This window comes from Rufibacter sp. XAAS-G3-1 (assembly GCF_013623775.1).
In the GTDB taxonomy this organism is placed as follows: domain Bacteria; phylum Bacteroidota; class Bacteroidia; order Cytophagales; family Hymenobacteraceae; genus Nibribacter.
In genome coordinates, this window is sequence record NZ_JABFAM010000012.1 from 61520 (window position 1) to 82922 (window position 21403).

General features: G+C 52.4%; 17 protein-coding genes and 1 pseudogene. 14 read left to right on the top strand and 4 right to left on the bottom strand.

Going from position 1 to position 21403, the window contains the following annotated elements:
- Positions 1-114 precede the first annotated feature (114 nt).
- Positions 115-2337, bottom strand: a complete 2223-nt coding sequence (locus HHO50_RS14645) for a TonB-dependent receptor (RefSeq protein WP_181306815.1) — start codon at positions 2335-2337, stop codon at positions 115-117.
- Between the two features lie 82 nt (positions 2338-2419).
- Positions 2420-2749 carry a hypothetical protein gene (locus tag HHO50_RS14650; protein ID WP_181306816.1) on the bottom strand — a complete coding sequence of 110 codons (330 nt, stop codon included), beginning with the start codon at positions 2747-2749 and terminating at the stop codon, positions 2420-2422.
- A gap of 434 nt (positions 2750-3183) precedes the next feature.
- Here HHO50_RS14650 and mraZ point away from each other — a divergent pair, with 434 nt between their 5' ends.
- The 14 genes and pseudogenes from mraZ to ftsZ all read left to right on the top strand — a co-directional run bounded on the left by mraZ (position 3184) and on the right by ftsZ (position 19013).
- Positions 3184-3651 carry a division/cell wall cluster transcriptional repressor MraZ gene (gene mraZ, locus HHO50_RS14655; RefSeq protein ID WP_181306817.1) on the top strand — a complete coding sequence of 156 codons (468 nt, stop codon included), beginning with the start codon at positions 3184-3186 and terminating at the stop codon, positions 3649-3651.
- Positions 3652-3657: 6 nt separating this feature from the next.
- Positions 3658-4584, top strand: coding sequence for a 16S rRNA (cytosine(1402)-N(4))-methyltransferase RsmH (gene rsmH / locus HHO50_RS14660; protein ID WP_181306818.1), 927 nt, complete (start codon positions 3658-3660; stop codon positions 4582-4584).
- A 38-nt stretch (positions 4585-4622) separates the two neighbouring features.
- A complete protein-coding gene (locus HHO50_RS14665; RefSeq protein ID WP_181306819.1) occupies positions 4623-5063 on the top strand; it encodes an FtsL-like putative cell division protein in 441 nt (146 codons plus the stop codon).
- The gene (locus tag HHO50_RS14670; protein WP_181306820.1) at positions 5053-7206 is read left to right on the top strand and encodes a penicillin-binding protein; all 2154 of its coding nucleotides are present in this window, start codon (positions 5053-5055) and stop codon (positions 7204-7206) included. Before HHO50_RS14665 ends, HHO50_RS14670 begins: the two co-directional genes overlap by 11 nt.
- Positions 7145-8608 (top strand): UDP-N-acetylmuramoyl-L-alanyl-D-glutamate--2,6-diaminopimelate ligase, encoded by a 1464-nt coding sequence (locus tag HHO50_RS14675; protein WP_181306821.1) that lies wholly within the window; start codon positions 7145-7147, stop codon positions 8606-8608. The genes HHO50_RS14670 and HHO50_RS14675 overlap by 62 nt, the downstream gene beginning before the upstream one ends.
- A gap of 82 nt (positions 8609-8690) precedes the next feature.
- Complete coding sequence (gene mraY / locus HHO50_RS14680) at positions 8691-9908, top strand: phospho-N-acetylmuramoyl-pentapeptide-transferase (RefSeq protein WP_181306822.1); 1218 nt, start codon at positions 8691-8693, stop codon at positions 9906-9908.
- A gap of 43 nt (positions 9909-9951) precedes the next feature.
- Positions 9952-10346 (top strand): annotated as a pseudogene (locus HHO50_RS14685) (four helix bundle protein).
- Positions 10347-10384: 38 nt separating this feature from the next.
- A complete protein-coding gene (gene murD, locus HHO50_RS14690; protein ID WP_181306823.1) occupies positions 10385-11728 on the top strand; it encodes a UDP-N-acetylmuramoyl-L-alanine--D-glutamate ligase in 1344 nt (447 codons plus the stop codon).
- Positions 11725-12894, top strand: coding sequence for an FtsW/RodA/SpoVE family cell cycle protein (locus HHO50_RS14695; RefSeq protein ID WP_181306824.1), 1170 nt, complete (start codon positions 11725-11727; stop codon positions 12892-12894). The genes murD and HHO50_RS14695 overlap by 4 nt, the downstream gene beginning before the upstream one ends.
- Positions 12887-13993 (top strand): undecaprenyldiphospho-muramoylpentapeptide beta-N-acetylglucosaminyltransferase, encoded by a 1107-nt coding sequence (gene murG, locus HHO50_RS14700; RefSeq protein ID WP_181306825.1) that lies wholly within the window; start codon positions 12887-12889, stop codon positions 13991-13993. Before HHO50_RS14695 ends, murG begins: the two co-directional genes overlap by 8 nt.
- Positions 13990-15396, top strand: coding sequence for a UDP-N-acetylmuramate--L-alanine ligase (murC, locus tag HHO50_RS14705; protein ID WP_181306826.1), 1407 nt, complete (start codon positions 13990-13992; stop codon positions 15394-15396). Before murG ends, murC begins: the two co-directional genes overlap by 4 nt.
- Before the next feature lie 199 nt (positions 15397-15595).
- Positions 15596-16144 (top strand): cell division protein FtsQ/DivIB, encoded by a 549-nt coding sequence (locus HHO50_RS14710; RefSeq protein ID WP_255478756.1) that lies wholly within the window; start codon positions 15596-15598, stop codon positions 16142-16144.
- Between the two features lie 8 nt (positions 16145-16152).
- Complete coding sequence (gene ftsA, locus HHO50_RS14715) at positions 16153-17484, top strand: cell division protein FtsA (protein ID WP_181306828.1); 1332 nt, start codon at positions 16153-16155, stop codon at positions 17482-17484.
- A 23-nt stretch (positions 17485-17507) separates the two neighbouring features.
- Positions 17508-19013 (top strand): cell division protein FtsZ, encoded by a 1506-nt coding sequence (gene ftsZ / locus HHO50_RS14720; RefSeq protein ID WP_181306829.1) that lies wholly within the window; start codon positions 17508-17510, stop codon positions 19011-19013.
- A gap of 879 nt (positions 19014-19892) precedes the next feature.
- Here ftsZ and HHO50_RS14725 read toward each other — a convergent pair.
- On the bottom strand, positions 19893-20417 hold the full coding sequence (locus tag HHO50_RS14725) for an NADPH-dependent FMN reductase (protein ID WP_181306830.1): 525 nt from the start codon (positions 20415-20417) through the stop codon (positions 19893-19895).
- 182 nt (positions 20418-20599) lie between these two features.
- Positions 20600-21352 carry a succinate dehydrogenase/fumarate reductase iron-sulfur subunit gene (locus HHO50_RS14730; protein WP_181306925.1) on the bottom strand — a complete coding sequence of 251 codons (753 nt, stop codon included), beginning with the start codon at positions 21350-21352 and terminating at the stop codon, positions 20600-20602.
- Positions 21353-21403: the final 51 nt, after the last annotated feature.

Sequence of the window (21403 nt, forward strand, 5' to 3'; positions counted from 1 at the left end):
AAAAGAGCCCCTATACAAGAGTACATTTCTGTGCTTAGAGGCTGAGAAGACCTAAGCTAGGTTCTTGCTCTTCTCAGCAGAGAGTTCTAACAACTGACAACTAATAACTAACAACTATTTCAAAGTAAACCGAAGACCAGCGTAAATCACCCGGCCAATCACCGGAGCCCACACCATACTGGCGTCAAATTCCTGGCTGAAAGGCCGGTCAGCAGCGATAATCGGGTTCTTTTGTTTGTGATCCAACAGGTTCTCGCCGCCCAGGTACACTTCCCAGCGTTTGAAGGCCCGGGTAATCTGTCCATTAAACACCGCGTACGGGTGAACAGTTCGCGTCATGATGGCGCTTTCGTGCTGATTCATGTCATGCTCCATGGAAGGTACCAGCCTTGTGCCGAACCACTGGGCCGTCAAATCGGCGCGCCACTTGTCGAAAGGTGTCGCGAAGCCCAGGTTCAGGAAGGCGCGGTGGTTTGGGATGAACGGCCGCTGCAACAGTTCACCGTTATAGGTGGTGCGCACGTCAAAGTACTTGTAGGCCGCCTTCATATCCAGCATGGAAGTCAACTCATACTGCACCTCGGCCTGGAAGCTTTTGGAGAAAGACCGACCGTTCAGGTTGGTGAACGTAATCTGGTACGGGCTGCTGTACATGTCCGGCACTACCTGGTTCTGGAAGGTGGTGTAGTAGTAGTCCGTGATAAAGGCCCCTTTGCGTTCGCCTACCTCAAAGTACTGCGTGAAGCTGCCGCCCAGGTTCCAGGCTTTCTCGGGTTGCAGGTTATTCTGGAAATAGAACGCCCGGTTGCTGATGAGTGAGGCCACGTTTTCGGCAATAGGATTGGCGACCCTGAAGCCTTTTCCGGCTGCCAGACGCAAAATGGAATTCGGATTAAAGTCATATTTCACGTTGAAACGGGGCGTGTACACCCAGCCGTACAGATTATGATGGTCGGCCCGAACCCCGCCTACCAAAGTCAGATTGGTGCTGTTTTGGTAAATGTACTCGAAAAACGCCCCCGGCACCCGCTCTTTCCGGCTCAGGCGCTGCCCGGCCAGGTTTTCCTGAAAGTCCTCGTACTGGTAGCTTACCCCGGTTTTGTAGGTGTGGGCCGTATTGCCAAACGCCGACTGGAAAATCAAATTCGCCAGACCGCTGTTCTGGTACCCGTCATACGTTCTGGGGCCATAATGCGAGTCAAAATCATGGCGGGCCGCTGATAAAATCAACCCGATGCTCTGGTACGGCTTGTTCTTGAAGGTGTAAGACGTCTTGGAGAAGCCGCTCACGCGTTCCGTCTCCGACTCGGTGCCATAGAAACTGCCCTCCTCCTGCGGCATGCCTGAGCGATAACCCACTTGTCCGCCGGTGCGGGTTTCGCTGAGCGCCTGCACGCCTATTTCAGCTACCCATTGCTTGCCGGTATCGTATCTCCACTTGTTGAACGCGTTGTAATGCTTGCCCAGCGGTAAGTCCAGGAAACCGTCCTTGTTGTTGTCCACCCGGTGGTTCAGCTGGTCGGTGTGCAGCATGAGCACGGTGCTCAGTTTGGGCGTGAGGGTAAACGAGGTGTTCACGTTGGCATCCCACTTGGCCAGGCTGTTGCCGTAGAGGTTCACCAACAGTTTATCCGTTTTCTCCGGGTCTTTCAGCCGCACGTTCACCTGGCCCGAGATAGACTCATAGCCATTCAGCACCGAACCGGTGCCTTTGATAATGTCAATGGCGTCAATATAAGTACCAGACAGGTAGTTCAAACGATAAGGCGTCGCCAAACCGCGCAAGGCCGGTACGTTATCGGTCGTCATCAAAGTATAAGCACCATCCAGGCCCAGCATCTGAATCTGCTTCGCGCCGGAAACCGCATCTGAGGTGGAAACTTCCACCGAGGCGTTCGTCTCAAAGCTTTCGGCCAGGTTACAGCACGCTGACTTGGTTAAGTCCATGGCGGTGATGACCTGTGAGTTGGTAGGAGTGAGGGCCGAATACCGGTCTTGCTTGCCGGTAATGGTCACTTCCTGAATAGCGGTAGCAGACCGCAACTGCACTACTATATGCGCGCGGCCCTGCACCTGCACGGTATCTGGTTTGTAGCCGATGTAGGAGATCAGAACGGCGGTTTCGCCGCTGGGAGCCGGAGATAAGGTGAAATGCCCGTTGGCATCGGTGCTGGTGGCTTGGCTGGTACCCAACCAGATAACGGAGGCGCCAATAAGCGGGGTGGAATTAGCCGCATCTATCACGCGGCCAGCAAGCGTTTGGGCCATTCCCAGGAAAGGGAGCAGGAGCCCTGTTAAAGTCAAAGCGAATACTGCCTGACGTTTAGAAGATAACATGGGTTGGTTTCATTTAAGTATAACATCTGTTCTGGGGCAGAAGCACAGGAACTGGCTTCGGCTAGGCGAAGAGATGAAAATCTTAAATGTTCAGGATGTGCAGACGATGCAGCAGGTCTCGGCCCGCCAAGGGGGGCGAGGTATCAGAGTAATTAGGCCAGGAACCTTCAACCGTTGTAAGTACTACCGTGGGAAGAAGGAAAACCGAGGTTAAGGCGGGTGGAAGCGCCATTAATTCCAACTTGCTGAGTTTCAGCGTGGAAGGGATGTCCAGTTTGTGGTGGGTGGTGAAAACGGAGCAGCAAGGGGTCTTGTCTACCTGGGTAGTTCCTTCGGGGCAGGCGGGTTTCTTCTTGGCTTCGCAGCAACCCATCGCCTCCATTTCCTGGGCCGCGTCCTGAGAAGGAGCCATCCCCAACATTGCACAAAACCGCTGTGTAGCCGCCATCCCAACGGAACCCGTCAGGAGGCTAAAAGCCAGCGTTAAGAGCACAATATGTCTGAGTTTCCCTCTCATGCTGCAAAGATATGGAATTTTGAACCACTTTCCTCCACCTTCTTACCACCAGTGTTTTCTGAATGTTGTAAAAGGTGTTGAAATTAGATAATCTGCTTTAATTCAAGTAATTGCGTAAGTATTCACGTGTTATTTAGCAAATATATTAGAAACGTTATCCAAAACTTATCCCAAAGTGGCGGGGAAAAATGTGGATAATGTGCATAAGTGGGGTGGATAACCATGATTTATCCACAAAGTGGGAAAAAGTGGGAGAGGGTGGTTGACTTTGCCTCGCCCTTTAGTACTTTTGCTTTGTACCAAAGACTGTCGTCACTGCACCCTCCACCATGAATTTTCTCTCCGGCGAATACGAATGTAAGCTAGACCCGAAGGGAAGATTGGTGCTGCCTGCCAAAATCAAATCCAACCTGCCCGATGATTGCGGAAATCAGGTGGTGTTGACCCGCGGGTTTGAGCCTTGTCTGGTGTTGTACCCCAGAACGGAGTGGAAAACGATTTATGACCGGGTGGCGGGCCTGAACGAGTTCAATGAGGAATACCGGCATTTCCAGCGGAATTTTTTCCGGGGGAACACCGAAATTGAACTGGATGCCGCCGGACGTTTCATCTTGCCGCGCACCATGGTACGGTACGCCGAGATTGAGAAAGACGCCATTGTGGTAGGCCTGGGGAACCGGGTAGAAATCTGGAACCCAGACAAATACGACGCATTTTTAATTAAGGACCAGCAGAATTTCTCGCAACTGGCGCAGAAGTTCCTCGGTGACCAACCGAGCTTACCCCCAATAGAATAAAAGCTTATGCAGTACCACCAGCCCGTTTTGTTGCAGGAATCGGTAGATGCGTTGGCCATAAAACCCGGCGGCATTTATGTAGACGTCACCTTTGGCGGTGGCGGCCACTCGGCGCATATCTTAACCCAGATGCAGGGCGGGCAACTCTACTCCTTTGACCAGGACACCGATGCCGAAAAACAGGCCGAAAAGCTGATTTCTGATAAATTCACGTTTGTCAAAGCCAACTTCCGGTACCTCAAGAAATACCTGCGCCTCTACGGGGTACGCCAGGTAGACGGCATCTTGGCCGATTTAGGCGTTTCTTCCCACCAGTTCAATACCGCCGAGCGCGGCTTCTCTACCCGTTTTGACGGCCCACTGGACATGCGCATGGACAAGGAGGCTCCCTTATCTGCCCAACAAGTGATAATGGAATACTCAGAAGAGCAACTGCACCGCATCTTTGGGTTATATGGCGAGGTGAAGAACGCTAAAACGTTGGCGCGGGAACTGGTATCGGCTCGGAACGTGCAAACCATAGAGACCATCGCTGATTTCAAGCAGGCCATTGCCGGCTGCACGCCCCGCGGAAAAGAAAACAAGTACCTGGCCCAGGTGTTTCAGGCGCTTCGCATAGAAGTGAACGATGAACTGAAAGCCCTAGAGGAAATGCTGGAGCAAGCCGTAGAGGTTCTGAAGCCTGGCGGAAGATTATCTGTGATTTCCTATCATTCTTTAGAAGACCGTTTGGTGAAGAATTATATTTCCAAAGGCAAGTTTTTTGGGGAAGTGGAAAAAGACTTCTTCGGGAATGAAATCAAGCCTCTAGATTCTGTGACCCGCAAACCCATTGTGCCGGGTGCGCTTGAGTTACAGGAAAATAACCGCTCCCGCAGTGCCAAGCTGCGGGTGGCGCAGAAAAGAGAGACACCTGAATCGTCAAAGAAGTAGAAAGATAGAAGGGAAGCAGCACATTTAACGATTTAACCATGGCAGTCAATACCGTACGTCCACCAGTGAATCGGCCGAAGGCAAACACCCAGCGGGAAGTGCCTAAGGTAGAGAAACCACGTCCGGCCCGCCCGCCGCGCCAGAAGGGTACCAGTTTGTTTGAACTGTTAGACCGCTACACCAAAGTAGACTGGTTCTTTGCCGAAGGTTTGCCCGTGAGGTACTTGCCCAAGGTGCTTTTCCTGATGGGCGTGACCTTGTTTTACATCGGCAACACGCACTACGCCGACCGCACCCTGCGGCGTATTGATAAAACCAAAGCCGATACCGAAGACCTTCGCGCCGACTATACCACGCTGAAATCTGAGTACATGGAGGCGAGCAAGCAGTCTGAGGTGGCCCGCAACGTGGCGCCCCTTGGCCTGATGGAAAGTTCTACCCCACCCATTCAAGTAGTTCTCAAGAAAGATGAATATTAAGAAGTCCATCGTTACGCGCGTGCGGGTGGCTTTTTTGGCCATCTGTCTTTTCGCGTTCGCGATTATTTACAAAGTTGGGTACATCCAGTTCAAGGACGGTGACCGTTGGCGCGAGATCGCCAATGAGAAACGGTTCCATTACCAACCGGTCTACGCTACCCGGGGGAACATCTACTCCAATGATGACCGCATCATGGCTACGTCTTTGCCGTTTTACCGCGTGGCGTTTGACCCCACCATTTCCCCCGATGATGTTTTCGCCAAGGGCATTGACTCCCTGGCCATTCAACTGTCCCGTTTCTACGGCGACCGTTCTCCTGAGCATTACAAGCGCAAAATCAAGAATGCCCGCAGCGCCAACCGTAAATACGTGCGCCTGAACAGCCGCCTTATCAATTACCAGGACAAGAAGATGATGGCCAAATGGCCGATTTTCAGGGCCGGTAAAAACCGGGGCGGGGTAATTTTTGAGAAACTGGATCGCCGGTTCCTGCCGTTCGGGTCGTTGGCCAAACGTACCATCGGGTTCATCAACGAAGACCGCAACGGCGCCGGTCTGGAGTTCTCTTTTAACCGCCATCTGGCCGGGAAAGACGGCGAGGCGCTGTACGAGCGCATGGCGGGCGGTAACAAGCCCATCAACGACGGTACCGAGGTGAAACCCATGCCCGGCTTTGACATCCAGACCACCATTGACATTAACCTGCAAGACGTGGCAGAAAGTGCCTTGCGTCACGCCTTAACCATCAATGACGCGGCCCACGGCTGCGTGATTTTGATGGAGGTGAGTACCGGGCACATCAAAGCCATCGCCAATCTGGGCCGCCAGAGCGAAGGGGTGTATGCCGAGGATTACAACTACGCGGTGGGTAACCAGGGCCGCACCGAACCGGGGTCTACCTTCAAGCTGGCCTCTATGATGGCCCTGCTGGAAGAGACGGACATGCAGTTGAATGATACCGTAGATACCGGCGTGGGCTCTGAGCGCATTGGCGGGGCCGTGAAAACCGATACCCGCGGGTACGGAAAGATCACGCTGCAGCAGGTGTTTGAGAAATCTTCCAACGTGGGCGTGGCCAAGCTCATCCAGAAGACCTTTGAGAGCAACCCGCAGAAATACGTGGATTACCTGCACAAATTCGGGTTGCACCAGCCGCTGGGCTTCCAGATGAACGGTGAGGCGGTTCCGTACATCAAATCCCCCAAAGACCGCAGCTGGAGCCGTCCGTCACTGTCTACCATGGCCATTGGCTATGAGATGAAGCTTTCTCCGTTGCAGACCCTGGCCTTTTATAACGCCGTGGCCAACAATGGCGTGAAGGTGCAGCCTATGATTGTGAAAAGCATCAAGCGCGCCGACCAGATTCTGGAGTCATTTGAGACCAAGGTGCTGAACCCTAAAATCTGCTCAGACGAGACCCTGGTTCAATTGAAGACCATGATGGAAGGGGTAGTAGAAAACGGAACGGCCAAAAACCTGAAAAGCAATGACTACAAGGTAGCCGGTAAAACCGGAACCGCCCGTAAAGTGATCAAAGGACAGTACACCAGAAGATACTCCACCTCCTTTGTGGGCTACTTTCCGGCCGACCGGCCCAAGTACAGTTGTATTGTGATCATTGATAATCCGCAGAAAAACGCCCAGTACGGCGGTGACGTGGCCGCGCCGGTGTTCCGTGAGCTGGCCGACAAAGCCTACGCGCAGGATTTAGCCATTCATGCGCCCATGGTGCGCCGCCCGGTGGGCGTACAGCCCAAACTGCCGGTCTTGCACGCCGGAAACCAGGAAGAGCTGACCATTCTCTGCAACAGATTGGGTGTGAGTGCCCACCCCTTGAACCCCGAGGAAGACTGGGTGCGGGTAGACACCCAGAAACAATCAGTGGCTTTGAAGCCGGTGCCGGTGAAGATGGGCCAGGTGCCCGATGTCACGGACATGACCTTGCGGGATGCCTTGTACTTACTAGGGAATCACGGCATTAAAGTACGGGCCATCGGCTTAGGCCGGGTGCAGGGCCAAAGCATTCCGCCGGGGCAGCCCGTGACCAGAGGAACAACCATTACCATTACACTAACGACACATGGCGCAACTAGAACACCTGCTGCAGGTACTCCAGCCAACGCAATTGCTCGGGCCCGCTAACCCCGGGCTTGCTGCGTTAACCATGGATTCCCGCCAGGCAGGCCCGGGCGTGGGGTTCTTCGCGATCCGGGGCACGCTCCGCGATGGCCATGATTTTATAGAGGCAGCCGTGCAGCAGGGCGTTTCAGCCGTGTTTTGCGAAAAACTGCCCCAAAACACCCCAGCGCACGTCACGTTTGTGCAGGTGCCTAACGCCGCCGAGGCCATGGGCTTAGTGGCCGCTGAGTTCTACGGAAACCCTTCCAAAAAACTGAAACTGGTAGGCGTGACCGGCACCAACGGGAAAACCACCTGCGTGACCTTGCTGCACAAACTGTACCGTGACTTAGGCTACAATGCCGGTTTGCTGTCCACGGTGCAGAACCAGATCAACGAAACAGTAATCCCCGCTTCGCACACCACGCCAGATGCCATCACTTTGCAGGGGCTGTTGGCGCAGATGGTGAAAGCCGGTTGCACCCACGCCTTCATGGAGGTGAGTTCGCACGCCCTGGTGCAGCACCGCGTGACGGGGGTGCAGTTCACCGGAGCCGTTTTCACCAACATCACCCATGACCACCTGGACTACCACGGCACCTTTGACGAGTACATCCGGGCCAAGAAGCTGTTTTTCGATCATCTGGGCAAAAAAGCCTTTGCGCTGGTAAACTCAGATGACAAGCGCGCCATGGTGATGCTGCAAAATACCAAAGCCACCAAATACACCTACGCCCTCCGCAAGGAAGCTGATTTCAAAGCCCGTTTGCTGGATAACTCTATCCAGGGTTTGCAGTTGGAATTGGAAGGGCAAGAGGTGTGGTTCCGGTTAATCGGCACGTTCAACGCTTATAATTTGCTGGCGGTGTACGGCGCGGCCACCCTGCTGGGCGAAGACAAGCAGGAAGTACTGGCGAGTCTGTCTAACCTGACTTCGGCCGCGGGCCGCTTTGACTACGTGGTTTCTGCCGGGCAGATTACGGGTATTGTGGATTACGCCCATACGCCCGATGCCCTGGAAAACGTGCTGCAAACCATTCAGCAGATTAGGAGGCCAGACCAGAAAGTGATCACCATTGTGGGCTGCGGCGGAAATCGCGATGCGGCCAAGCGCCCCGTCATGGCCGACATCGCCGCCAAGATGAGCGACCGCGTGATTCTGACTTCTGATAACCCGCGAGACGAGGATCCGCAGGAAATCCTGAACCAGATGCAGGCGGGCGTAAAGCCAACTGATCTGAAGAAAGCGCTTTCGGTGGTTGACCGCCGCGAAGCCATTAAAACGGCGGTGCTGTTGGCCGAGGCGGAGGACATTATTCTGGTGGCGGGCAAAGGACACGAGACGTACCAGGAGGTGAAAGGGGTTCGCTCGCCGTTTGACGACAAGCAGGTGTTGCAGGAATCCTTTGCCTTGCTCCAGAAATAGCGTCAGGAGGCACTAAATGAATTGAAAGACCTAATGAAGTGGGCCAGATCATAGACTCACTTTTGATGATAAAAAGAAACGGATGCTCTATTACCTTTTTGATTTTCTAGACCGGCAATTTGACTTCTACGGGGCAGGCGTAATGCGCTACATCTCGTTCAGGGCCGGATTGGCGGCTCTTTTGTCTCTGCTGATTGCCATGATTTTTGGCGGACGCCTCATCCGGTTGCTGCATCGCAAACAGGTGGGCGAGTCTATCCGGGATCTGGGTCTGGAAGGGCAATTGGAGAAAAGAGGCACGCCTACTATGGGTGGTCTCATCATTTTGCTGGCCATTTTGCTGCCGACCGTACTCTTCGCGCGCCTCAATAACGTCTACATTCTGCTCATGCTGGTTTCTACCGTTTGGTTAGGGGCCATCGGGTTTCTGGATGACTACATCAAGGTGTTCCGCAAGAACAAAGAAGGCTTGGCCGGTCGGTTTAAAATTCTAGGGCAAGTTGGCTTAGGCTTGATTGTGGGGTTAACGCTGTTTTTCTCTGAAGATGTGGTGGTGCGCCAATACCTCACCACCAAAGGAATCACCGCCATAGATTTTTCCACTTCTTACCAGGATGTCCGGAAAATGATCACCACGGTGCCTTTCACCAAAAACAACGAACTGGATTACCATCATTTCTTCAGCTTCGCCAGTCCGTTGCTAGGTTCTTACGCCCGTTTCCTGTACATCCCGCTGGTCATCATTATCATCACGGCCGTGTCTAACGGCGCCAACATCACTGACGGGATTGACGGTTTGGCGGCGGGTACTTCGGCCATTATTGGAACCACGCTGGCGGTGTTTGCCTGGGTGTCTGGTAACTCCGTTTTCGCCGATTACTTTGACATCATGTACATTCCCAACACGGGCGAACTGGTTATTTTCTGTACCGCCTTCGTGGGGGCCTGCGTGGGTTTCTTGTGGTACAACTCGTATCCGGCCCAGGTGTTCATGGGCGATACCGGTTCCCTGGCCATAGGCGGCATCATTGCCGTTTTAGCCCTCATTTTACGAAAAGAGCTCTTAATCCCCATTCTGTGCGGAGTCTTTCTGGTGGAGAACCTCTCGGTGATGCTGCAGGTGAGCTACTTCAAATACACCAAAAAGAAATACGGCGAAGGCCGACGCATCTTCAAGATGGCCCCCCTGCACCACCACTACCAGAAACTGGGCTACCATGAATCAAAGATCGTGTCCCGGTTCTGGACGGTAGGCATCATGCTGGCGATTTTGACCTTGGTGACCTTGAAATTAAGGTAGTTGTCAGTTTTTAGTTGTCAGTTATCAGTAAGAAAACAGAGAAATGAGGTCATACACGGATTTGGATGTTTGGAAGAAGGCCCGTGTTTTAGCAGGTGTTGTGTATAGGCTATCTAGGGGATTTCCTAAAGAGGAAATGTTTGGTTTGGCTTTGCAGATAAGGAGGGCAGCAGTTCAGTGCCTTCTAACATCGCTGAAGGCTGCGGAAGGCAAACCACGAAAGATGCAGTTAATTTCTTCTACATCGCTAGAGGGTCATTGTTTGAGATTGAAACACAGCTATATGTAGCCTTTGATGAGAATTATTTGTCAGAGACAGAGTTTAACAAAGCGTTAGAAGAAGTTTTGCATTGCAAGAAATTGCTCCAAGGGTTCATTAAGTACTACAAAGGATTACCCCCAAGAGTCCCTGATTCCAAAGAATCTGATAACACCTGAAAACATACAACTAACAACTGAAAACTAACAACTAAAGCATGATAGCCATACTAGGAGCAGGGGAGAGCGGCGTGGGAGCAGCCTTGTTGGCAAAAGCCAGGGGCTTTGACGTGTTCGTCTCAGACCGGGGCTCCATTGCAGAAAAGTACCGGGCGCAATTGACCCAGGCGCAGATTCCTTTTGAAGAGGGAACCCATACGCTGGAGCAGATTTATGCGGCCGAAGAACTCATTAAAAGCCCGGGTATTCCAGACATGGCCCCTGTGATTCAGGGCGCGGTGGAAAGGAACATTCCGGTGATCTCGGAGATTGAGTTCGCCGGGCGGTATGCCTCGGGCAAGTTCATCTGCATCACCGGCACCAACGGCAAAACCACCACCACGCTGCTTACTTACCATCTGCTGAAGAGTGCCGGTTTGAAAGTAGCCTTGGCCGGAAACGTGGGCGAGAGCCTGGCGGGCAAGGTGCTGGAAGGGGGCTATGACTACTACGTGGTAGAACTGAGCAGTTTCCAGTTAGATAACATGTACGCCTTCAAAGCGCACATCGGCATCTTACTCAATATCACCCCAGATCACCTGGATCGGTACGAGTACCAAATGGAGAAGTATGCGGCTGCCAAGTTCCGCTTGGCGCAGAACATGACCTCTTCTGATTTTTTCCTGTTTAACCAGGATGACGCCGAAACCCAGAAATACCGCGCCGCCCATGAGGTGCCGGGAACACAGGTGCCTTTCGGTTTGAAGGAAGTTGAAGGGGTAGCCATTCAATACCAAGCGCAGGCGATTCTGGCCTCTTTTTCCCAAATCGCCGCCAAAGTAGACACATCCAGATCTCCGTTGATCGGGCAGCATAACCAGTACAACACCATGGCGGCCGTGGGTGCGGCACTGTTGGTGGGCATTGCGCCGGAGCAGATAGAGGAAGCCTTGGGCTCTTTCCAGAACGCCGAGCATCGGTTGCAACCAGTAGGGGAGATTGACGGCGTGCGCTTTGTCAATGACTCCAAAGCCACCAACGTGGAAGCGGTTTGGTACGCCCTGGACGGAATTCAGCAGCCTATTGTGTGGGTGGTGGGCGGAAAAGACAAAGGCAATGACTACACCACGTTGCTGCCGCTGGTACAGGAGAAGGTAAAAGCCATTGTGTGCCTGGGCGTAGACAACAGCAAGCTTTTCGCCTCTTTTTCCAAAACCGGGCTTAAAATGGTAGAGACGCAGGAGGTGCAGGAGGCAGTGCAGCTGGCCAAAGACTTTGCCGAGCCCGGTGATGTGGTCTTGCTTTCCCCGGCCTGCGCCAGCTTTGACTTATTCAATAATTACGAACACCGGGGCCGCGCCTTCGCCGAGGCAGTGGCCGCCCTTAACCAAACCGCAGCATGACCACTCCCATCAAAAATTGGCTTCGCGATAATCTGAAAGGCGACCCTATTCTGTGGGGGATCGTCTTGACGTTTGGGCTCATCAGTATTGCCGTGGTGTATTCGGCCACGGGTACGCTGGCCTACAAGAAAATGGGCGGAAACACCGAGTACTACCTGTTCAAGCACTCCAGCCTCATCTTCATTGGCTTGGCCTTTGTGTGGTTTGCGCATAAAATCAATTATAGATATTACGCCAAACTGAGTTTGCTGGCCTTGATTTTCTCGGTGCCCCTGCTTATTTACACCTACTTCAAAGGTTCCAACATCAACGAGGCTTCGCGGTGGTTGACCATTCCCATCATCAACCAAACCTTCCAGCCCTCAGATTTGGCTAAGCTGGCGTTGATCTCCTACCTGGCCAGTATCCTGAGCAAGCGCCAGATGGACATTGATTCCAAAAATACGCTGATTCCGCTGGTAATGTGGAGCGGCCTCATCTGCGGGTTGATTGCCATGAGTAACATCTCCACGGCCTTGCTTCTGTTTTTAACCTGCCTTTTGCTCATGTTCATTGGCCGGGTGCCCATGAAACCCATTCTCACCATGATTGTGGTGGGGCTGATATTTGGGGGAATTGCCTTGTCGTTTGGCCAACGGGGGAGTACGGCCATGAGCCGGATAGAGAACTTCATGGACAAGGAGCAGACGGTCTTCCAGTTGGAACAGTCCTACATTGCCATTGCTACGGGCGGAGTTTTAGGAAAAGGCCCCGGAAACTCAGACCAGCGCAACGTGCTGCCCCACCCGTACTCAGACTTTATTTACGCCATCATCATTGAGGAGTACGGCATGCTGGGAGGGGCTGTGGTGGTCTTCCTGTACCTGGCCTTCCTGTACCGGGGCATGATGGCGGTCACCAATAGTTTGGGAGCCTTCGGCGGATTGCTGTCGGCGGGCATCAGTTTCAGTCTGGTCATCCAGGCCATGGTGAACATGGGCGTGGCCGTAGGCTTGGGCCCTATTACGGGTCTGCCGCTGCCGCTATTGAGTATGGGGGGGACTTCCCTGATTTTCACCGGAATCTCCATCGGGATTATCCTGAGCGTGAGCCGCAGTGAGCACGAGGCCAAAATAGTTTCCGCTCCGTCAGTGAACAAACCTGCTAATGTCTTGACGCATGCCTGAGAAAAACTATAGATTCATCATCAGCGGCGGCGGCACGGGTGGGCATATCTATCCGGCAGTAGCCATCGCGAACGAGATCAAGCGGCTTCATCCGTCGGCGGAGATCCTGTTTGTGGGGGCAATGGGCCGCATGGAGATGACGCGGGTGCCGGAGGCAGGTTATAAAATCATCGGGCTGTGGATCAGTGGGCTGCAACGCCGCCTGACCATGGACAACCTGTCGTTCCCGTTGAAGGTGATTTCCAGTGTAAGGAAGTCTTACAAGATCATCAAAGATTTTAAGCCCGATGCGGTGGTGGGCGTGGGTGGTTATGCCAGCGGCCCGTTGCTGTACGCAGCCACCAAAATGGGGATTCCGTCCTTGATCCAGGAGCAGAATTCGCACGCGGGCATCACCAATAAACTGTTGGCCAGCAAAGTAGACAAAGTCTGCGTGGCCTATGACAGCATGTACAAGTATTTCCCCAGCGCCAAAATCGTGCTCACCGGAAACCCGGTGCGCCGCGACATCACAGAACTGGACGGAAAACGCACCGAGGCCATGCAGTTCTTCGGCCTGAACCCAGACCGGTTGACCTTTTTGGTGATTGGCGGAAGTTTAGGCGCGCGTACCCTAAACCAGAGCACCGAGTTGGCGCTGCAGAAAATTCAGGAGGCGGGCTACAACCTCCTCTGGCAGACCGGGAAAACATTTTTCCCAACGGCTGAAACAGCGGTTAGCGCCTACCCCGCTGACCAGATCAAAGCCTCAGATTTCATCAAGCGGATGGATTTAGCCTACGCCGCCGCCGATGTGGTCGTTTCCCGGGCGGGGGCACTTTCCATCTCTGAGCTGTGCCTGGCAAAGAAACCGTCCATTCTGGTGCCTTCGCCCAACGTGGCCGAAGACCACCAAACCAAAAACGCGATGGCGTTGGTGCAGAAAGACGCGGCCGTGCTGGTGAAAGACGGGGAGGCTCCGCAGAAACTGTGGGATGTCGCCTTTGACTTGGCCCAAGATCTGGCCCGGCAACAAACCTTGCGCGAGAACATTGGCCGGTTAGCAAAACCACAGGCCGCCGAAGCGATTGTCCAGGAACTTTTCAAATTAATAAGATGAGCCTGCACCAATACCGCCATATCTATTTTTTGGGCATAGGAGGAATTGGCATGAGCGCCCTGGCCCGTTGGTTTTTAGCCAAAGGATTCGCGGTGGCCGGATACGATAAAACGCCTACGCCCTTAACCCAGAAGATGGAAGAGGAGGGAGCCACCATTCATTTTGAGGATGACGTGTCTCTGATTCCAGCCTCTTTTCGGGAAAACAAGGCAGAAACGCTGGTGATCTTAACGCCCGCGGTTCCGGTGACCCATGCAGAACGGCAGTACCTGGAGCGGGAGGACTTCACCATCATGAAACGGGCGCAGGTGCTGGGGCTCTTAACCAAAGACCAATACCTGGTGGCAGTGGCCGGCACGCACGGGAAAACCACCACCTCCAGCATGGTGGCGCACCTGCTGCACCACGCCGGGGTTTCCATCTCGGCCTTTTTAGGCGGTATTTCCACCGATCTAGGCTCAAACCTGTTGTTGCCGCACCGGGAAGAAGCGCGCGCGCTGGCCGTAGTGGAGGCCGATGAGTACGACCGTTCGTTCCTGACCCTGCACCCAGACATCGCCGTAGTCACCTCCACTGACCCTGATCACCTGGATATTTATGGCGAGAAAGAGGCGTTGGTAGAATCTTTCCGCCAGTTTGTGCGGCAAATAAAACCCAATGGCTATTTGCTGCTCAACCATACCGCAGACCAAAGCCTTGCCGAAGCGGTAAATTCTTCGGTAACGGTAATTGGGTATGGGCTTGAGAAGGAGGAACTAGCCGCAGAAGGCGTGCAAATTGCTGGTGGGGCCATGAAATTCTCAGCCAAAGGGCGGAACTTCCTGTTGCCCCAGACCGCTTTGCAGGTGCCCGGTTTCCATAATGTAGAGAACGTGTTGGCGGCAGCGCAGGCGGTTTCACTGCTGGGGGTTCCGGCTGAGAAAATTAGTTTAGGAATTTCAGCGTACACGGGCGTAAAAAGACGGTTTGAAAAGGTCTATGCGTCTGAAAAAAGAGTATATTTAGATGATTATGCTCACCACCCCAGAGAGATAGAGGCGTTCCTTCAATCGGTGAGGGCGCTGTACCCGGGGCAGAGGCTGAGAGTGATTTTTCAACCGCACTTATTTACTCGCACCCGCGACTTTTTGGAAGGATTTGCCCGAAGCCTGAGCCTCGCGGATGAGGTATGGCTCTTGGATATTTACCCGGCCCGGGAACATCCTATTCCTGGTATTACATCGGTGCTGCTGTATGAACAATTAGAGACAAAAAAGCTTCTTCTAACGAAAAAAGAAGTGCTTGGATTACTGGCAAAAGATTTGGATTATAAAGTGTTGGCTACCATTGGTGCCGGTGATGTAGACACCCTGGTGCCAGAGATTAAAATTTTATTGGAGGAAATGGAGCATGTATTGGAATAGAAAGGTCAAAGCGCTTCTATTTGCGGTATTTTGCATGGGCGGATTTGTTTTTTTAGCAGGTTTTTCTAAGGCAAGACAGGAGGAGAAAATATGTAAAAAAGTAAATATTAAAATTGATAATGAGTATAACAATTACTTCCTTAGCGAATCGGAAGTGATGGCACTGCTGACTAGAAATGGGAGTCAGCCTCTCACCGGAATGAAAAAAGAGGAGATTGATCTCAAGCGGCTGGAAATGCGGATTAAATCGCATAAATTTGTAAGGCAAGCGGAGGTCTCCCGGGATCTGGAAGGAAATATAAATGTCTCTATACAGCAAAACCGGCCCATAGCCAGATTGCTCAGCACAGAGAAGGACGTATACCTGGACGAGGAAGGAAATCAACTGCCTTTGTCGGCGCTCTATACGGCCCATGTCCTTCCTGTGACCTCCTCATTGGTGACATCAGACAGAGCCAGTTCGTTTTTTCAGGATTCGGTGGGCCTGGCATATTTGTCTCTGCTACGGTACATTGAAAAAGACCCGTTCTGGAACGCCCAACTTGCCCACATGGACATTGACCAGAAAGGCAAAGTGAGTTTCCTGACGCAGGTAGGAGACCAGCGCATTGAATTTGGCAAACCGGTGCATGTGCCCGAGAAGTTTAGAAAGCTTTTCATCTTCTATAAAGAAGTAATGCCAGTAGTGGGCTGGGACAAGTACAGCCGCTTGAATGTAGAATACAAGGATCAGATTATTTGTGAATAGTTAATAACATGACGCAGAACGACAAAATAGTTGTAGGCTTAGACATTGGAACAACCAAAATTTGCGCGCTGGTAGGTAGAAAGAATGAATACGGCAAGCTAGAGATCCTTGGCTTGGGCAAAGCAGTATCTGAGGGAGTGGTGCGCGGCATGGTGAGCAACATAGATAAAACGGTGGAAGCCATCCGGAAAGCAATTAGACAGGCAGAGGAGCAGTCAGGTATTGATATCAAGGTGGTGAACGTGGGCATTGCCGGGCAGCACATCAAAAGTCTGCAGCACAACGGTAGCATCACGCGCACTTCCCTGGACAGTGAGATCACCGTGGAGGACGTAAACCGCCTCACCAATGACATGTACCGTCTGGTAACCCCGCCGGGCAGTGAGATCATCCACGTAATGCCACAAGATTACAAAGTGGATTACGAAGATGGCATCATGGATCCGGTAGGTATGTCGGGCGTACGCCTGGAAGGGAACTTCCACATCATCACGGCCCAGTCTAACGCGGTAAACAACATTACCAAGTGTATTGCCCGCGCCGGACTGGAGATTGACCAACTGATTCTGGAACCGTTGGCCTCCTGCATGTCGGTGCTGAGCGAAGAAGAGCGTGAGGCGGGCGTTGCCCTCATTGACATTGGAGGTGGTACCACGGATTTGGCTATCTTCAAAGACAATATTATCCGGCATACTGCGGTTCTTCCGTTTGGGGGTAATATTATTACTTCAGACATCAAGCAAGGCTGCATGGTCATGCAGAACCAGGCAGAGCAGTTGAAGGTGCGCTTTGGCAAGGCGATTGCCGATGAAGCCTCTGACAATGAGATCGTTTCCATCCCGGGCCTGCGTGACCGTACGCCCAAAGAAATCTCCCTGAAAAACCTGGCTTTCATTATTGAGGCAAGAATGGAGGAGATTGTTGAACTCGTTTACTCAGAAATTGTTAGAAGCGGGTATGCCAACCAATTAGCGGCGGGTGTTGTGATTACCGGAGGCGGGGCGCAACTGCAGAACCTGGTGCAATTAGTAGAGTACTTGACCGGCCTTGATGCCCGTATCGGATATCCGAATGAGCATTTGGGAAAGAGCAAGATAGACTCTGTGAAAAGCCCTATGTTCGCAACTACCGTTGGTTTGGTCTTAGCTGGTTACCAGGCACTGGATGAGCGGGTGAACCGCTATACCGAAATAACGAACGCTCCGGTAGCCCGGGCGGCAAATGAGGCAAAGCCGGTTCAGAAATCAAGTAGTGGCGGGGGCGGTTTCTTTACTAAGATAGTGGAGCGCACCAAGAGCATGCTGATCGATGATTTTGACGATAAGCAACAGAACTATTAACGCGTAATTTCAGGAGAGATAACATGAGTTTTTCATCGTATAAATTTGATGTGCCATCACACTCCAAATCCATCATCAAGGTAATTGGTGTGGGCGGGGGAGGAAGTAATGCCGTGAACCACATGTTCAACCAAGGCATTAAGGATGTGGAGTTTGTGGTGTGCAATACTGATGAACAGGCGTTGAAAAGCAGCAGTGTGCCTAACAAACTCCAGATAGGCACCACCCTTACCGAGGGGCTAGGTGCCGGGGCTAACCCGGAGCGTGGCAAACAGGCTGCCTTAGAAAGCAAAGAAGAGATACGGGAACTGTTAGGGGCCCATACCAAGATGGTGTTTATTACCGCCGGTATGGGAGGTGGAACCGGTACCGGTGCCGCCCCGGTCATCGCCAAAGTGGCGAAGGAAATGGACATCTTGACCGTTGGTATTGTCACCGCTCCGTTTGCTTTTGAAGGCCGGAAGAAACGCACCGCTGCTGATAACGGGATCAAAGAACTCAGCGAGAACTGCGATACCGTTCTGGTTATCCTCAATGATAAATTGCGTGAAATGTTCGGGAACCTGCCCATTAGGGCGGCGTTTGCCAAAGCAGATAACGTCTTAACCACCGCCGCCAAAAGTATCGCCGAGATCATTACGGTAACGTCTGAGGTGAACGTGGACTTTGAAGACGTGAAAACGGTGATGAAAGACTCCGGCGCGGCCGTGATGGGTTCTGCCATCACCGAAGGCGAGAACCGTGCCTTGCGTGCCGCCGAGGAGTCCTTGTCATCTCCTTTGCTGAACAACACGGATATTCACGGGGCGCAAAAAATCCTTCTTTCCATTATGTCTGGTGACCAGGCTGAACTGGAGATGGATGAACTGACCGAAATCACAGATTACATCCAGGACAAAGCCGGTGATGATTCTGAGGTGATCTTCGGCCACGGAATTGATTCTTCCCTGGGTGCCAGCATTAGAGTAACGGTGATTGCCACTGGGTTTGCGCGGGAAATTGAAAGCCTGCCAGCACCAAAAAAGAGCGTTGAGGCCGGATCCATCGGAGCAACTGCGCCTCAGGCAGTAACTGAAGAAGTTATAGAGCCAGCCGCTCCCGTAGTACCTACTACCTATACGGTGACTCCGCCCGCCTCAGCCACGCAGTTGGTTGCGAATGACCCCGTGCGCAAGCCGGCTCCCGTAGCTGAGAACACCAACCGGATTGTGTTTGATTTGGATTCTGATAGTGGGGTGATCTCTCCTTCTTATGAAGAGGAAACTTTCATTTCTGAACCAATCCAGGAAAGCAAAGATCCCCAGCAGAACAGAATGGATGAGCGCCGCGAGCGTCTCCGGAAATTGAGCGCCGACCCATATTCTGATGCCTCTATCAAAGAAAAGCTAGAAGTTCCTGCTTACTTGCGCAGAAATGTGCAGTTAGAGAACGTGGTACCTTCCTCTGAACAGAAAATCTCCCGCTTTAACCTGAACGACGACAATGAATTACTAGGGGACAACCGTTTCCTGCACGATAACGTGGACTAGGCTTTTTGCCCTGTTTTCAAAAAAGAAGCCCTAAAACGACTCCGTCTTAGGGCTTCTTTTTTTCCCATCACTGATGATTCTCTGGCCTCCGCAGCGCGCTTTTTGAATACAGATTAGGTGAATTCCTGTTTCTGTTGCCTGTAGGGGAAATTCTTGGTGTTTGCCCTTAAACATAGCTTTTCTGCTGCTGTGAATCCATCTCCTGCATGGTTTTCCGCATACTCCATTCTTACGTGTTCTCTAAAATAGCTGCAATTGGAGGCATTACCGTTTAGGGCCACCACAAGGGATTGTCCCTCCATCTACTTCCGTTTCGCTGGGGTTTTACGTGAACTCGGGAATTATCCGGCTCACTACTCGTCCGTATTACTGCTCCTTGGTATTTGGGAGTTCTACTCCCGAACCTGTCTGCTGCGGAGTTCCGCCCCGCCGGGAACCACGGGCAGGTGTTGCAGCAGTAGGGGAGTAGAACTCCCCGGCAGGTTGGCTTCCAGAGTGGAACTCCGGAAGAGCAGTAGGGAACAGGGGCAATGCAAACAATAACTGCTACTGCCCTTGCTACTTTTGCTGCTACTACTTTAACTACTTTCCCAGTTCCAGTCTTCCCCGAGTGCGCCTCGCTTTTGGCCATAGATGAACCCCCACTAAGGAAGACAGGCAGTACAGGCCAAAAGGGCAGTGCGAGAGGGGAAGACGGGGCCTCGCGGCCGTGAGCGCATACCGCCAAAGATGAAACAATACAGTGCCTGCACCCATGCAAAAGCCGACAATCCAAGGAAACAGCGTAAGGCGTGCACCCACCAATCTCTCTACAGAAGCCAGTTCCAGGCAGAGGTTAAAAGGAACGTAGAAAAGTCTGGTTCCTTCCCTAAAAGCCCGTTAAAAAGTAAGCAACTCTTCTATCTGTTCTTCCAAAAGCTGGCGGTACAAGGGGTTAGTGAACTGGCCTTCGTGCAGGTGCTTGTGGATGTAAGGGAAACGGGGTTTTTGGGCCAGTACGTGCAAGCCACAGTAATGCAGCACATCAGTGAGATGGCTTAAGGCAATGTTCCCACCCTGGCTACCGGTAGAAAGACCTACCAGCGCTCCTTTTTTTCTACGCAGAGCATCTGGGTACTCCAATCCATCTATAAACGCTTTCAGGACACCAGGAAAAGAGCAGTTATATTCCGGCACAATAAACACCATCTTCTGTACCGCGGCGACACGGCTCCGCAAAGAGAGGAATTCCTGAGAGTACAATTCACTTTTATACAGGTTGGGAGAGGCGAAATCCAACGGAAGATCTTGTAAATCAAGAATTTCAGAGGATTGCCCCCGAACGGTAAGCTGCTGCTGGTAGAGCTTGGCCACCTGAAGCGTGATGGAATTAGGTCGGTTGGTGCCCGATATAATGAGGATCATCAGGTTCTTGGTTAAGCTGGTGTAACAGGTAGGGGAATAAAGTTACAGCAAATTATGAGATGTGGCGATAGGTTTAAAGTTGTGAGCATCTTGTTTTACGGCAGTTTCACCAAAAACAGAGCTAAAACAAAAGGCGAAGCCCCTTTGGGAAGCTTCGCCTTTCAGAAAAGAACGAGAGAAACTTACACGTTCTCAGACGTGAAAGAAGCGTTGATGTACTCGCGGTTGAGCATGGCAATGTTCTCCAGAGAGATACCAACCGGGCATTCGGCGGCGCAGGAACCAATGTTGGTACAAGCCCCAAAACCTTCTTTGTCCATCTGGGCCACCATGTTCTCCACGCGGGTTTTGCGCTCCACTTTCCCTTGTGGCAACAAGGCCAACTGAGATACTTTGGCAGAGGTGAAGAGCATGGCCGAACCGTTTTTACAGGCTGCCACGCACGCCCCGCACTGGATACAAGTAGCCGCGTCAAACGCTTTGTCAGCAATGTTCTTGGGGATCGGGATCTCGTTGGCATCTGGCACACCACCGGTGTTCACGGAGATGTAACCACCCGCCTGCTGGATTCTGTCCAAGGCCGAACGGTCGGTGCAAAGGTCTTTCAGAACCGGAAACGGGCCTGCTCTCCAGGGCTCAATGGTGATGGTGTCACCGTCTGAGAACTTGCGCATGTGCAACTGACAGGTGGTGGTGCCGCGCTCCGGGCCGTGGGCACGTCCGTTGATGTACAGGCTGCACATTCCGCAGATGCCTTCGCGGCAGTCATGGTCAAACGCCACCGGGTCAATGCCTTTCAGGAGCAAGTCCTCATTGAGCACGTCCATCATCTCCAGGAAAGACATTTCCGGGGAGATATCTTTTATTTGATATGTTTCCAGCTTACCGGCTGTCTGAAAGTTCTTTTGTCTCCAAACTTTCAGCGTCAGGTTCATGGGTTTGCTGTTAGGATTATTACCAGCCATTTTCTTTTCAATTAAGAATTA

Coding starts and splice junctions, on each gene's coding strand:
- HHO50_RS14670 (WP_181306820.1), top strand. CDS start 5,053: ATGAATATTAAGAAGTCCATCGTTACGCGCGTGCGGGTGGCTTTTTTG.
- HHO50_RS14710 (WP_255478756.1), top strand. CDS start 15,596: ATGAAAAAAGAGGAGATTGATCTCAAGCGGCTGGAAATGCGGATTAAA.
- HHO50_RS14675 (WP_181306821.1), top strand. CDS start 7,145: ATGGCGCAACTAGAACACCTGCTGCAGGTACTCCAGCCAACGCAATTG.
- murC (WP_181306826.1), top strand. CDS start 13,990: ATGAGCCTGCACCAATACCGCCATATCTATTTTTTGGGCATAGGAGGA.
- HHO50_RS14665 (WP_181306819.1), top strand. CDS start 4,623: ATGGCAGTCAATACCGTACGTCCACCAGTGAATCGGCCGAAGGCAAAC.
- HHO50_RS14650 (WP_181306816.1), bottom strand. CDS start 2,749: ATGGCTCCTTCTCAGGACGCGGCCCAGGAAATGGAGGCGATGGGTTGC.
- HHO50_RS14645 (WP_181306815.1), bottom strand. CDS start 2,337: ATGTTATCTTCTAAACGTCAGGCAGTATTCGCTTTGACTTTAACAGGG.
- HHO50_RS14725 (WP_181306830.1), bottom strand. CDS start 20,417: ATGATCCTCATTATATCGGGCACCAACCGACCTAATTCCATCACGCTT.
- murD (WP_181306823.1), top strand. CDS start 10,385: ATGATAGCCATACTAGGAGCAGGGGAGAGCGGCGTGGGAGCAGCCTTG.
- HHO50_RS14695 (WP_181306824.1), top strand. CDS start 11,725: ATGACCACTCCCATCAAAAATTGGCTTCGCGATAATCTGAAAGGCGAC.
- murG (WP_181306825.1), top strand. CDS start 12,887: ATGCCTGAGAAAAACTATAGATTCATCATCAGCGGCGGCGGCACGGGT.
- mraZ (WP_181306817.1), top strand. CDS start 3,184: ATGAATTTTCTCTCCGGCGAATACGAATGTAAGCTAGACCCGAAGGGA.
- HHO50_RS14730 (WP_181306925.1), bottom strand. CDS start 21,352: ATGAACCTGACGCTGAAAGTTTGGAGACAAAAGAACTTTCAGACAGCC.
- ftsA (WP_181306828.1), top strand. CDS start 16,153: ATGACGCAGAACGACAAAATAGTTGTAGGCTTAGACATTGGAACAACC.
- rsmH (WP_181306818.1), top strand. CDS start 3,658: ATGCAGTACCACCAGCCCGTTTTGTTGCAGGAATCGGTAGATGCGTTG.
- mraY (WP_181306822.1), top strand. CDS start 8,691: ATGCTCTATTACCTTTTTGATTTTCTAGACCGGCAATTTGACTTCTAC.
- ftsZ (WP_181306829.1), top strand. CDS start 17,508: ATGAGTTTTTCATCGTATAAATTTGATGTGCCATCACACTCCAAATCC.